Raw genomic sequence first — 13,496 nt, forward strand, 5'->3', positions numbered from 1 at the left:
TTGTGCCTCCTAAAATAGGAAAATAAATTTAAACCATCAAGATTATAAAATTGATTAGGAAAAAACCAGAAAATAATGGAAAAATATCTACCTTTTTACAGGTATTTTTCTAATATAGATAAACCTCTATGCGAATCAAAATTTGTGGCATTACTCAACCTCAGCAGTCTGTCGCGATCGCTTCTCTTGGTGCTACGGCACTAGGATTTATTTGTGTGCCAACTTCACCCCGCTATGTTAATGTACTGCAAATTCAGGCAGCAGTAGCGCCACTACCCCACCACATAGACAAAATTGGAGTGTTTGCCAACTCTAGTATCCAAGAAATTAGTCAAACAGTTGTAGAGTCTGGTTTAACTAGCGTGCAGTTGCACGGTAATGAATCTCCAGAGTTTTGCCACCAGTTACGTCAAGCTTTGCCAGATGTGGAAATTATAAAAGCTTTGAGGATTCGCAGCCACGAGCATCTTCAGCAAGTGACTGAATATACCAATTATATAGATACGCTATTACTAGATGCTTATCATCCGCAGCATCTTGGGGGTACAGGTCAAACGTTAGACTGGACTATGCTCCAACAATTCAACCCTGGTTGTCCGTGGTTTTTAGCTGGGGGATTAACTCCAGATAATATTTTAGATGCCCTGAGTCTAGTAAAACCCAATGGTATAGATTTATCTAGTGGTGTGGAAAGAAAACCGGGAGATAAAGATTTAGATTTAGTCGCCAAGTTATTTTTAACGCTGAATAGTTATGCGAGCGATCGCACAATCAGCGCCTGAAAATAGCCTGGATCTAGCCTAAGGGATTTCCAGAAAATGGCATATTTTTTATTTGGAAGTCCCTAAGCGCCCTATTTTCAAGGATGAAGCCTGAAGATTGAAATTATTCATTCTTCATCCCTTACACTTTATTCTTTAAAAGAATGCTGCTTGGTGACGAATCAAATTCAAGAATTCTTCGCGAGTTTTTTGTTCATCTTGGAACACACCTAGCATCGCACTGGTGACTGTCCAAGAACCTGGTTTTTGTACACCGCGCATTACCATGCACATATGAGTTGCTTCCATGACTACCGCAACTCCTTGGGGGTTGAGGATGGTCTGAACTGCTTCTGCGATTTGGCGGGTAAGTCTTTCTTGGACTTGCAGACGACGAGAGTACATCTCAACAATCCGCGCTAGCTTGCTGAGTCCTACAACTTTTTGGTTAGGAATATAAGCAATGTGCGCTCTCCCCATGAAAGGTAACATATGATGTTCGCACAAGCTAAAGAAATTAATATCCCGAACTAAGACCATTTCGTTATGGCCCTCATTAAAGATGGCTCCATTAACCAGTTCTTCTAGCGATTGGTTGTAGCCACTGGTCAGAAACCGCATTGCTTCTGCTACCCGTTTGGGTGTTTTCAGCAGACCTTCACGTTCAGGATCTTCTCCCACACCTAATAATATTTGGCGCACGGCTGCTGTCATTTGCTCCATCTCTTCTTCTTGAGGAGGATGCAAATTAGGCTCATGTCCGTCGTGGGTATTGCGATCAGGTCTGAGAGTGATGGCTTCTGCCAAATCAGGAATTAAAGGTGATTGTGAGCGATTAGAACCGTTAGGACTCGCGATAGTCATGATTTAAGTTTGGTAAGGGTTGATTGTCTGTCATTTGCCATTTGTCATTAATCATTTGTGATGAGCAAAAACAAATGACTAATGATAAATCAACGAAGGACTAATTTAGAGAACGCCAGCACTAGGCATGAGAGTTAATTCATCAATGACCGCTTGTGGTGGCAATAAAGCTGTGTGCAGAATCGACTGGGCAACAATTTCGGGTGTTAACATTTTTGAGCGATCGAAGTTGGCGTTGACTGTTTCTGTATCCCAAAGTTCGGTATTCACAGCACCAGGATAAATTGCTGTGACGCGAATTCCGTGGGCGCGTTCTTCTTGTGCTAAAGCTTGAGAAAGGGCAATTAGACCAGATTTACTAACGCTGTATGCACCCCAATTAGCAAAGGCTTGCTTGCCAGCAATTGAGACAATGTTGATAATTGTGCCGCTTTGGCGATCACGCATTCCTGGCAAAATCCCTAAAATACACTGGAAGACGCTGGTGAGATTTAAATTAATCACTTGCTGCCAGTCTTCTAAGGAAGTTTCGCTCAACATTCCTGTATACGCTATCCCCGCACTGTTTACCAAAATATCTATATCGCCAAAGTCATGAGCGATCGCTTGTATTTGTTCTTTTACTTGCCCAACACAAGCTAAATCGACAGCATAAATTTTTGCGGCAACGCCTGTATCCTTTGCTGCTAATGCCACCGCCTCCAATTTTTCTAGGGAACGGCTGACTAAGGCGACATCTATTCCCGCCTTTGCAAATGCCAAAGCAGTTGCTTTCCCAATTCCACTACTTGCCCCAGTAATTAGGGCGCGTCGTTTCGGCTCAACGCTCATGCTATCTCCAGATTTGTTGGCGGTTCTGCAAGCTTCTACATACCCAATTATTTAAATCTCTCGGTTTGGATAGATTAAAGCAATCTAATATATAGATTAAAAAAATCTAAAAAAGCCGATGATTTTTTGTGACAACTGCTATATTCGTTGCCAACATGGGTGTTTTTTTGGTTAAATATTTTTCCCTAGATGACCGCAAATGTTCATCTAGAAATTGCCATTGCCACACTCAATGTTATTACCAAATAACTAAATATTAGACAAACCAATCATCCAATAGAGTTGATTTGCCCAAAAGCAAACGCCTATGACTGAGAAGATTGTTAAAAATCTTTAAGCGTCATAGGCAATTATAGCATTGCTGCTATGCTAGGCAAGCATATTCAGGTTGTTACTGGGCAAGTTCAGTGAAAACGCCAATCTTGCGGAATTTTTCGTAGCGCAATTGACGGCGTTCGGAAGCTGTTAAACGATTGAGTTCGTCGAGATTTTCCAATAGAGCTTGTTTGAGGGTTGTAGCGGCTTCTATAGGGTCAGAATGAGCGCCACCAATTGGTTCTGGCAAGATTTGGTCAATAATACCCAAGTTTTTCAGGTCATGGGAAATAATTTTGAGAGCAGTAGCAGCTTGTGGGGCTTTAGTAGCATCTTTCCACAAAATAGCAGCACAAGCTTCTGGGGTGGCAACTGTATAAACAGAGTGTTCAAACATCATTAAGCGATCGCCTACACCAATACCAAGTGCGCCGCCAGAACCGCCTTCACCAATTACCGTGCAGATAATAGGCACGTCCAAGCAGAACATTTCGCGTAAATTGTAAGCGATCGCTTCTCCTTGCCCTTGATGTTCGGCTTCTACCCCAGACCAAGCTCCCGGCGTATCGATGAAGGTTAAAATCGGCATCGAAAACTTATTGGCGTGTTCCATCAACCGCAGTGCTTTGCGGTAGCCGCCAGGGTAGGGCATACCAAAATTACGTGCAATATTGTCTTTGGTATCCCGGCCTTTTTGATGGCCCAACATCACTACAGGCTGTCCGCCCAAACGACCAACACCACCCACTAAAGCCGGATCGTCACCGCCACAGCGATCGCCATGTAACTCCATCCATTCATCACTAATTGCTTGAATGTAATCGAGAGTACTAGGGCGACGCGGATGACGAGCCACTTGCAATCGCTGGGATGGGGATAGACTAGTAAAAATTTCCTCACGCAGTTGCATAGCACGTGCTTCTAGCTGGCGGATTTGACCAGAAACATCCACACCATTTTCTTCTGCGAGTTGGCGAATTTGATCGATTCGGGTTGCGAGTTCTGCTAGCGGCTTTTCAAAATCTAACAGTAGCGGTTTACGCTCGGTAGTTGCCATAGTTAGGGATTAGGATTAGGAATCGGGTATAGGGTATTTGGATATGGGGGGTTGAAAATTGGGGATTGGGAACTGGATAATGGATATAAGAAATTGGGAATTGAAAATTGGGGATTTTTGATATCAAGGTTCTGAAGATTGGGGCATCAAGATGAGAGATGAGGTTTGGCTAATTTCCCTGGTCTCCTCATTATGCTTTTTCCAGTCCCCAACCCCCAGTTCCCAATCACTAAACTAGCAGTGGTCTAAATCCATGCTTAACTGAAACCTGACCAATCTGCTCCATTTTGTCTACGGTAATCTGATTCCGTCCCCAAGAAAAGTTCGTATATAACTTCTCAAATTCCAGCAGCATCGATTCCGCAAAACAAGCAAACAATTGACGTGCTGGCACCTCCATATTGACTATTTTCATAATTTTCCAGTCAATGTCTAGAGAATGCTCTACAATCCCACCATTTAGCACATATACGCCAGGATGCTGAATCTTTGTCCCTAAATTTTTAGGATAACCACCATCAATCAACAAACAGGGTTGCTTTAATACAGTCGGGTCTATTTCTACGCCTTTAGGCATACTAGCAACCCAAACCACAATATCCGCTTGGGGTAGTGCTTCCTCTAAAGACAAGATTTTTCCCCGTCCCAGTTCACCTTGCAAATTATGGAGACGTTCTTGGTTACGGGCTATTAACAGTAGTTCTTTGACATCTGTTTTCGCATCTAGCCAACGAGTAACAGCGCTACCAATATCACCAGTTGCGCCACAGACAGCTACAGTCGCTTTGTTTAACTCAATTCCTAATTGTTTTGAAGCTTGTTCCACCTGCCGACAAATAATATAGGCAGTATGCGTATTGCCTGTAGTAAAGCGTTCAAACTCTAGTTTAATATTCCGAACTTGGCTAAACTGCTCCAAGTTAAAGTTTTCAAAAATGATGGAAGAAAACCCACCTAAAGCTGTGATATTAATGCCATGCTTTTGAGCATGGGCCATAGCATTGAGTACTTTGCGGGTTGCGGCTTTAATCCGGCGATTTGCTAGCATCTCAGGCAAGAAGCAAGATTCTACATACTGCCCTTCTATTTTCTGTCCCGTGACGCTAGTGACAGTAATCTTATCAACAATTTGCGGTGGGGCACTGCACCAAAAATCTAGCCCTTGATCGGCATATTCTGGGTATCCCAATTCTTTGGCTACCGCTTGAGCGTGTTCCAAACTAGTCAGATGTCCAATTAGACCAAACATGTATTGATATTTAAGCGCGTGCTGCGTCGAAAACGTGGAATCATAACCAAATTTTGGATATATAGAATGATACGAGATTTCTAGGCTAGCCTTGTCCCCAAGACTTTTTCCCCGAAATCTCCAATCTAAAATCCAAAATTGTTATGGGTGGGTTAAGAGGGAATAACTTACTCTTAAAAATACTACACAAAGCGTAAGCAGCATTAAAAGTATGAAGTGTGAAGTATGAAGTTGAGAATTTCATACTTCATACTTCATCCTTCATCCCTTTTAAGCGGCTACAAGTCCGTAAGCTGATAGGCGCATGATGTCACGAGTAGTGAAGCCAATATTACTTAATGCTTCACCGTACTGAATCATGAAATCTTCGACCAAAGCATCTTTTTCCATTGCCAAAACTTCAGCATCATCTGCTACTTGGTTGAGCATTTTCCAAACCAGAGGAAGGTTTTGACGATTTGCCTCTTCTAACTCAGTTTTGGATGCCTCGAAGTTGTCTTTTAACCAAACTTCGCCAAAATTGAGATGGCTATACTCATCTTTGACTACACCTTCAGTAATTTTGCGGGCGAAATCATCTGCCACAGGGATGTAGATGTTGTATGCTGCTATAGCAAAGCATTCAATAATTAAAGCTTGAATCAGCAAGCAAGTAACTACCTTTCCTTCTGCTGCTGCTTTTTGGAAATTACTATGCAGTCCCGAGAAAAATTCCTTAGCAAATTGCAGATCTGGCTCTACTTGTAAATTTCGTCCACAAGCTTCAAACCCTTTCTTATGGCGACTTTCCATTTTGGAAAGGCGAATCAAGTCTTCTTTATGTGTCGGCAGCAGTTGGGCCAGTTGAATGTAATTTTCATAGGCTTCTTGTTCACCTTCAATCACGATCGCATTAATACGGCTGTAAGCGTCTTTGTATTTTTCGCTTTGGAAATCTATTTCAGATGGCTCTGTTATCTGCTGCATGTTATCTTTACCTCTGTAAAGGTGAATCATTTGATACCAAAAATAAATTTACCCTATGATTTTAGGGTAACCACCACTGTGATTTAATTTAACTTAACAAGTCACTTGTTTATAGATTAGCTGTTACTGGGGGCGATGCTCTACTAATAGAAACATAAAAGCTTCAGAGCAAAATTCATGTCCAAACCACGCTGGAATCTAAAATCTACCGATTTTTTAAGCTTAGGATTATTACTACTGGGTGCTTTTATCGTTTTGCTACCCCTGTTTGTGGTCTTCCTTACCTCTTTTGCACCTGCAGGCGCAACACCGGAAGTTGTAACCAAAAATAGCTGGACTCTAGCTAATTATCATGATGCATGGCAGCGAGGTAAATTTTTGTTGGCGTTTGCTAATTCTACCCTAGTAGCGATCGCAGTGACGGCATTTCAGATTGTGACTTCGGCATTGGCAGGTTATGCGCTAGCACGTTTGAAATTTCGTGGCAGACAAGCACTGCTATTGATTGTCCTAGCAACTTTAGTCATACCCTTTCAATTATTGGTGATTCCCATCTTCTTGGTGTTGAAGTGGGGACATTTAATTAATACTTACGGAGCGTTAATTTTCCCAACAGCTGTCAACGGCTTTGGAATTTTCTTGTTACGTCAGTATTTCCAGACAATACCTGTAGAGTTGGAAGAAGCTGCGGCTATAGATGGGGCAAACAGGTTACAAATTTTGTGGCAAGTAATGTTACCTTTAGCCCGTCCTGCTTTAGTAACGTTGTTTTTGTTCACCTTTATCGGTGAATGGAACGATTTATTTAAGCCCTTAGTATTTACCACACGTCCGGAATTAAGGACAGTACAGCTAGCCTTAGCTGAATTTCAAGAGCAATTTACCAATAATTGGCCTTTGATGATGGCGGCGGTAACAATTGCAACTGTACCCGTGATGGTGCTATTTCTCATTGGACAAAGACAGTTTATTCGAGGTATTGCGACGACGGGGATTAAGAATTAGGGGATTGGGGAACTCGGGGCCCCCTCTGGGGATAAGGGGTAATGGGGACTAGTGACTAGGTAGTAGAAGGATAAGGAAGCAGAAGCAGAGGAGCAACTCCAATTACCCATTACCCATTACCCATTACCCATTACCCATCACTAAGTGATTTCTTGAATTTGCAAACGCACAGTATGTTCAACAGTGCCACTGAGTTGCAATTCCATGATTTCACCACCTAGGGGTTCTAAGTTACTCAGAAGCGATCGCAAATTTGGTGTACTTGCACCTGTATCTACGTACAACCGATCTGCTAAGTTGCTAATGCGTTTCCAAGTCATGTATAACTTAGCAATCGTTTGTTCCATTTGGGATGCTTGATTAACTAAGTCAGCAGCTATGCTTAAACAGCCTACACGTTGCGCTTCTTCTAAGGCTGTTTCAATGTCTACTTCTGCTTGCGTTAATGCTTGCACTTGAGCCGCAGATTTTAAGTATTTTGCCAAATAACGCGCTTCTGTAGTTACCTGTTTGAGGGTATCAACATCAGGATTGGCAGCAATTTCTTTTTGTAAGTATTTTTGGTGCGGTTCTGGCAGTTTTTCTAATTCCTTCACCAGAGGGGCAATGTAGCGCGGGGGAAGGGTGTTATCGGCGGCTTTCACCTTGACTGGTTCTGGTAGCAACTCCGAGGACATTGCTGTCCATTCGTCGCTGAGTTGACGGACTTCGCGCCGAGTGATGCGATCGCCTTTTTGGGCAGCTTCACTCACCATTTGTTGCACTTCGGGCGAAGCTTTGGATGTTTCGACAAAGGCCCGTTTACTAAAATTATTTACTGAACCTGGATCAAGTCTGCCTTCTTCTAGGAGTGTATCAGCACTGTTTGCTAACTGAATCCAGGCGTAAGCTTGACTTTTACTGATTTCTCGTTCTTTCAGCCATTTGAGGAAACCAGTACCTCTACCATCACCACCTTTTTTCTCGCGATCGCGAATCGCCCGCAAAATTCGCCCACGCCAGATTTCGGTTTGCAAATCAAAGCGATCGCACACCTGCCAAGCTACATCTAGCTGCTGTTGAAAATCTGACTCTGGAATCTGTTCGTCTTCTGGATCGGGTAGTTCAAAGGCAAGATCCGCTGGCTGTTGCAAAGCAGCAGCAATGTCGTTAATAGATTCGTTATATTCCACGACTGTAGCCGACTAGTGTATGCGTCGGCTTATTATGCCACAATCTGTGTGCTTTGGTAGTAAGATTGCGTCAAATTTTACCTAGTTCATTTGTATTAATTGCTGCTATACACAGTTTCAGCCCCAATATTTAGGTGTAGATATTGAGGCGATCGCCCCCCTTGTAGAGACGCGATTCATCCCGTCTTCTTTTCACCATCGCGTCTTCTTCTCACCATTGCATAAGCTGCAAATCGCCAGAGATATAGTAACTCGTAGCGTTCAATCAACAAACTAACTGCGACCTATGACCAAGCAAGTTGAAAATATTGGTCAACTTCCAGATTTCAAAGACGATGGCAGAAAATTCACCAGCAAAAATAGCCTTCAATGCATAAAGCCTTAGAAATTTAGGTGTTATCTATACACAAAACTAATTTAGTCTCTAGTCTCTTGGTAGGATACTGTCAATTAGGGGCAAGACCCCCCACCCATATAAACGAGAGGTTCAGCCTCAATAACTACTGCATTTTCAGACTGAGATGGGGAATTTAATTTGGCTGCACCCTTCCAGGTAATGCTACTCAGGCTTCATGCATATTGTGCGGAGAAAATTTTAACTTTTAATTGAGGATAGATGATTTCATGACTACAAAAGCTATTTACAAACAATCTTTCGCGCTTTTTTTTGCAGGAATTTTGAGTGCTGTAGCTTTAGGGGGTTCGGTATCTGTGCAAGCACAAACAGAATCACAACCTAGTTCTCCTCCTAAATTTACAAAATTCCAACCAGGCAAATTAAAAATACAAGGTAATGGCAACCCATTCAAACCTTCGAGAATGAGACAGTCAGAAAAACCAACTGGAGGTAGAAGAGGAATTCCTGATGGTATAGACGATCGCATTCCGATGCTGAGTCGAGATTACCCTTGGTCTGCGATCGGTCGGGTACAAGGAACAACAACTGATGCCAAAAGTTACCATTGCACGGGTACTTTAATTGCTGATGATATAGTTTTGACTAATTCCCACTGTGTTATTGACCCAGAAACTCATCAACTCAGTAAAAAAATTCTATTTCTACCAAATGTCATCAATGGTGAAGTCAGCAATGAAAGAGATATCGCCACTGTAGATCAAGTGATTTATGGCACGGACTTTACTGGTGATAGCACGATAAATCAGACTCATGACTGGGCAATTATGAAAATTGATAAGCCTCTTGGTCGTAAGTACGGCTATTTAGGATGGAAATCTCTCCCAGCCAGCGCATTGATCAAAAATAAGGAAAAATTATTCTTTGTTGGCTACTCTGGTGATTTTCCTAACCCTGACAAGAAAGGTTATGAGTTCCTCACTGCTGGTAAAGGTTGGACTGCCGGATTTCAAGCCGGATGCAGTATTGTCAAAGAGGAGGACGATGTATTATTTCATGATTGTGATACAGCTGGTGGTTCCTCCGGTGGGCCGATAATTGGTTTGATTGATGGGCAACCATATATTGTGGCCTTGAATAATGCTGAAATTAAAAACACCAGAACTCATCAAGATGTCATCAACCTAGCCGTCAAAGTGTCTTTCCTGGATGAATTAGCAGGCAGTAAGTAAACTCAGGTAAATGGAATTATCTTAAAATATTGCTCTATTCCCGACGTAAAGTCGGGAAGCTGACAAATTTAAGCCTTCAGCAATCATAAAAACCATGATGCGATCGCCTGCAAATCTTGAGAAGGCAGCTAATCAAATAAGTACCTTTTTATACCCAAAATCCATTTGCGTGATTTGCGGTTTTCAAATCCCACCTCAGTAGATTACATATTTATTTACAATAGCTCTGTAAAATATTTGCATCCTCATACTTGTTTTTGCTTTATCCTTGATACTTGTGTCTAAAAATATGAGGAACTTTTGAGGAGTCATAATTATCTTATTTTGCTGTGCTTGTAAAATTCATCCGATAGCAGCTGAAGATAATTTGTGAAGGGAAAAAGCAACTCAAAATTAGTTTCATATATCTAGGTTGAAAATTACATAGTTAAAGTCAAAGTCAGAGTTCTGGGCTAGAACAACTTAATGGTAAGTTGAACAGTAGCCATATGTATTTACTTAAACTTGGGAAGAATGATTGACAGAATAATTAGAGGTGCTGATTTGTAAATTGTAGAAGCTAAATCTTCAATTTTGAGTGCTGAGTTTTCATGGAGGAATGGGGTTATATGGTTATTACGATCCAATTCGGCTGTTACCTATATTTACCTCAAGTCTGCTGATTAATCCTGCAGTAATAATTTGAATACCTATTCCCACAGCACTATGAAATACCAGGTATTAGAGCGGATTTTTAATAAACCTTCCTTCCCACGTAAATTTGAACGCCTGGAACTCGATCATAATTTTCAGATTTTAGAGAATTCTGAGCAAGTACACAAGTTTGCCGAGCGACCAGAAGAGGTGATGCAAGGAAAGGATATTCGGCTAAGTTTCCCTGAATTTATAGGCATAGAAGATATTCTGGTATCTATCCTTCAAGGAGAACAAGAATTATTTGAATTACCAGGCATTAGACGTTGCTTGGATAATAATCAGGAAATATATATAGATATATATGTAATTAGCGAAAAAGTCGAATTTAAATCTGCAAATCGTTTATTAATTCTGATTGAAGAAGTTACTGATAGATTAGCATTTGAACAGAAGTTAGCACAGAAATATCATGAAGCGAGTCTGCTATCAAGTACATTAATAGCATACAAGAATTACATGGAACAAGTTATTGGCTCAATGGCAGATGCCTTACTAGTAACAAGTAATTCGGGTAAAATAAAAAAGATTAATACAGCTACAAAAAAAATATTTGGTTTCACTGAAGCAGAATTAATAGGAAAATCAATTTCTTTGATCATAGATGATTATGCTTTATTCAAAAATATCCTCAAAAAATATTCCTTATCTCATCAAAAATCCTCAAATATCGAGGTGGTTTGTCGAACAAAAAAAGGAGAAAAGCTGTTAATAGCTTTTTCTTGCTCAGTTTTTCCTAATCATATAAATAGCTTAGAAGATATTGTCTATATTGGTCGGGATATTACTGCTCGTCAGCGTCGAGAACAGAGGATATGCGCTCAGTATGCTATTACTAGGATACTCTCAGAATCCCAAAGCATAAAGGAGGCAATGCCAAAAATATTGCAAGCTATTTGCCAAACTATAGGTTGGGATTTAGGAGAACTATGGACAGCAAATGAATATATCACTAGATCTATCAAACGGCAGAGTAATCATAATATAGTCCTGAGATGTGTAGAAATCTGGTCAAGTCGAGTAGTTTCTGTACGGGAGTTTAAAGCGATTACTTGGCAAACTACTTATAAAACTGGCGTAGGTTTACCAGGTCGAATTTGGGACAGACGTTCTCCAATTTGGATTAAGGATATTGCAGATGATGATGACTTACTGCGATCGCAACCAGCCGCCACAGCTGGATTACACGCGGCGTTTGGTTTTCCCATTTTAGATGATCGAGAAATTTTAGGAGTCATGGTTTTTTTCAATCAAGAAGTACAGCAAAAAGACATAGACTTCTTACAAATGATGGTTTCAATTGGGAACCAAATTGGTCATTTTATTAAATGTAAACAAACCGAAGCTGCTTTAGTAGAAAGTGAAGAAAGATATCGAGATTTATTTGAAAATGTTACCGATTTAATTCAGTCTGTAAATGCCTATGGTCGGTTTTTGTATGTCAATAAAGCCTGGCAAAAAACTCTAGGCTACAGCGAAGCTGAAATCGCTAATATGACGTTGTTTGATATTATTCATCCTGATTTTCACCAACGCAGCCGTCAAAAGTTTTATAGCGTTATGTCAGGAGAAAAACTTGCACAAGTCCAAACCGCATTTATTACTAAAAATGGTCAAACGATATTTCTCGAAGGCAATATTAACTGTAAATTTGTTGAAGGAAAGCCAGTAGCGATTCGAGGGATTTTCCGCAATATAACTAAAAGGATACTAGCACAAGCAGTACTATACAATCAAAAAGAACAAACTGAACGTTTATTAAGTAATATATCACCAGTAGATATTGCCATTTCCAGACCAGAAACAGGAGTAATTTCCAAAGATTTTGTTGAAGTTACAGTTTTGTTTGCAGATATCATTGGCTTAAGCGAAATTGCTGCTTCTATGAGTGCAATGCAATTGGTAAGCTTACTCAATCCCATTTTTTCTGCTTTTGATAGTTTGAGTGAACGTTATAGTCTTCAGAAGATTCAGGCGATTAATGATGCTTATATAGTAATAGCTGGATTGCCAATGCAACGTACCGATCATGCTCAAGCGATCGCGCATATGGCTTTGGATATGCAAACTGCGATCGCCTTATTTAATAGCGAGCATCACCAGAACTTTAACATCCGGATCGGTATCCATACTGGCCCCTTAATTGTCAGTATGATGCAGGTACAAAAATTCGACTATCATCGTTGGGGAGAAACCGTAAACCTTGCTAGCTGTATGGAATCACAGGGAATACCCGGACAGATTCAAGTATCACAAATTACTTACGAGCGTTTATCGAATGACTTTCTTTTAGAAAAGCGGGGTGAAATTGAAATTACAGGAAAAGGTTTTATGAGCGCTTATCTTTTGCTTGGGCGACAATAATTATATTTAGATATGATTTTTATAGATAGTCATTCTATGTATGACTAACTTGATAATAAAATTAGCAACATAATTATTTAATTTCACTTAATCTTGGCTTTAATTTGTTGATTGGCAAGATTTTCTTCTTCATCAATTTTACTTTGTTTCTCTGAGTTTAAATTAATTTCGTATAGCAATCTACCAACAAATAGCGCTAGAGGAATACTTAAGATTACCCAAAGGCAAACAATAATTACCAATGTAGAAATCATCAGAATAAAAATAAATAAATTTTGTCAAGTTCAAGATAGCACAATCATCGAAAAAAGACCCTGCTATGGCATTCCTATTTCATTTGTGAAAAAAAACAAAGTTCATTTTTATATCCTTCTTGCCTGTTGCCCGTTACCTGTTCCCTGCCTTAATGAGTGATTCTCACAACTCATATAGGATTGCTATATGACAGATGTTATCCAATATGAGATGTTGTTGCGAGTCTTAGGAGCAAAAGCTCTCAGCAGACTCTTATGCTTTAATCTGCTGTAATTCTCCCAATAAATAGTTATAGTCTACAGCCAGGAAGAGAAAAACTCCTTTACCTGGTTTGTTTTTCTCCGTATTTATTGAGAGATTATCCTTTCCGAATCGGG

The 13,496-nt window shown here is 40.4% G+C and carries 10 protein-coding genes; 4 read left to right on the forward strand and 6 right to left on the reverse strand.

The genetic code is table 11. From position 1 onward, the window contains the following. Positions 1 to 128: 128 nt before the first annotated feature. Positions 129 to 782, forward strand: a complete 654-nt coding sequence (locus AACU25_RS02435) for a phosphoribosylanthranilate isomerase (RefSeq protein WP_096573755.1) — start codon at positions 129 to 131, stop codon at positions 780 to 782. Between the two features lie 135 nt (positions 783 to 917). On the opposite strand, the gene folE is transcribed toward AACU25_RS02435, so the two are convergent. The 5 genes from folE to AACU25_RS02460 form a co-directional block, all read right to left on the reverse strand. Then, positions 918 to 1,625: a GTP cyclohydrolase I FolE gene (gene folE, locus AACU25_RS02440; protein WP_096573756.1), complete on the reverse strand. Its 708-nt coding sequence runs from the start codon at positions 1,623 to 1,625 to the stop codon at positions 918 to 920. Between the two features lie 105 nt (positions 1,626 to 1,730). Beyond that, positions 1,731 to 2,456: an SDR family oxidoreductase gene (locus tag AACU25_RS02445; RefSeq protein ID WP_096573757.1), complete on the reverse strand. Its 726-nt coding sequence runs from the start codon at positions 2,454 to 2,456 to the stop codon at positions 1,731 to 1,733. A 391-nt stretch (positions 2,457 to 2,847) separates the two neighbouring features. Then, positions 2,848 to 3,828 (reverse strand): acetyl-CoA carboxylase carboxyltransferase subunit alpha, encoded by a 981-nt coding sequence (locus AACU25_RS02450; protein ID WP_096573758.1) that lies wholly within the window; start codon positions 3,826 to 3,828, stop codon positions 2,848 to 2,850. 229 nt (positions 3,829 to 4,057) lie between these two features. Continuing rightward, positions 4,058 to 5,077, reverse strand: coding sequence for a long-chain acyl-[acyl-carrier-protein] reductase (locus AACU25_RS02455; protein WP_045869008.1), 1,020 nt, complete (start codon positions 5,075 to 5,077; stop codon positions 4,058 to 4,060). 270 nt (positions 5,078 to 5,347) lie between these two features. Then, positions 5,348 to 6,043, reverse strand: a complete 696-nt coding sequence (locus tag AACU25_RS02460; protein WP_096573759.1) for an aldehyde oxygenase (deformylating) — start codon at positions 6,041 to 6,043, stop codon at positions 5,348 to 5,350. Positions 6,044 to 6,220: 177 nt separating this feature from the next. Here AACU25_RS02460 and AACU25_RS02465 point away from each other — a divergent pair, with 177 nt between their 5' ends. Next, a complete protein-coding gene (locus AACU25_RS02465; RefSeq protein WP_096573760.1) occupies positions 6,221 to 7,048 on the forward strand; it encodes a carbohydrate ABC transporter permease in 828 nt (275 codons plus the stop codon). A 140-nt stretch (positions 7,049 to 7,188) separates the two neighbouring features. On the opposite strand, the gene AACU25_RS02470 is transcribed toward AACU25_RS02465, so the two are convergent. Continuing rightward, positions 7,189 to 8,220, reverse strand: a complete 1,032-nt coding sequence (locus tag AACU25_RS02470) for a hypothetical protein (RefSeq protein WP_096573761.1) — start codon at positions 8,218 to 8,220, stop codon at positions 7,189 to 7,191. A 624-nt stretch (positions 8,221 to 8,844) separates the two neighbouring features. Between AACU25_RS02470 and AACU25_RS02475 the strand changes: the two genes are divergently transcribed. Both AACU25_RS02475 and AACU25_RS02480 read left to right on the forward strand, forming a co-directional pair. Continuing rightward, positions 8,845 to 9,807: a trypsin-like serine peptidase gene (locus tag AACU25_RS02475; protein ID WP_096573762.1), complete on the forward strand. Its 963-nt coding sequence runs from the start codon at positions 8,845 to 8,847 to the stop codon at positions 9,805 to 9,807. 705 nt (positions 9,808 to 10,512) lie between these two features. After that, positions 10,513 to 12,864: an adenylate/guanylate cyclase domain-containing protein gene (locus AACU25_RS02480; RefSeq protein ID WP_096573763.1), complete on the forward strand. Its 2,352-nt coding sequence runs from the start codon at positions 10,513 to 10,515 to the stop codon at positions 12,862 to 12,864. Positions 12,865 to 13,496: the final 632 nt, after the last annotated feature.

The organism is Tolypothrix tenuis PCC 7101 (assembly GCF_963874875.1).
Taxonomy (GTDB): Bacteria; Cyanobacteriota; Cyanobacteriia; order Cyanobacteriales; family Nostocaceae; genus Aulosira; species Aulosira tenue.

Coding starts and splice junctions, on each gene's coding strand:
- AACU25_RS02480 (WP_096573763.1), top strand. CDS start 10,513: ATGAAATACCAGGTATTAGAGCGGATTTTTAATAAACCTTCCTTCCCA.
- folE (WP_096573756.1), bottom strand. CDS start 1,625: ATGACTATCGCGAGTCCTAACGGTTCTAATCGCTCACAATCACCTTTA.
- AACU25_RS02450 (WP_096573758.1), bottom strand. CDS start 3,828: ATGGCAACTACCGAGCGTAAACCGCTACTGTTAGATTTTGAAAAGCCG.
- AACU25_RS02460 (WP_096573759.1), bottom strand. CDS start 6,043: ATGCAGCAGATAACAGAGCCATCTGAAATAGATTTCCAAAGCGAAAAA.
- AACU25_RS02465 (WP_096573760.1), top strand. CDS start 6,221: ATGTCCAAACCACGCTGGAATCTAAAATCTACCGATTTTTTAAGCTTA.
- AACU25_RS02445 (WP_096573757.1), bottom strand. CDS start 2,456: ATGAGCGTTGAGCCGAAACGACGCGCCCTAATTACTGGGGCAAGTAGT.
- AACU25_RS02455 (WP_045869008.1), bottom strand. CDS start 5,077: ATGTTTGGTCTAATTGGACATCTGACTAGTTTGGAACACGCTCAAGCG.
- AACU25_RS02435 (WP_096573755.1), top strand. CDS start 129: ATGCGAATCAAAATTTGTGGCATTACTCAACCTCAGCAGTCTGTCGCG.
- AACU25_RS02475 (WP_096573762.1), top strand. CDS start 8,845: ATGACTACAAAAGCTATTTACAAACAATCTTTCGCGCTTTTTTTTGCA.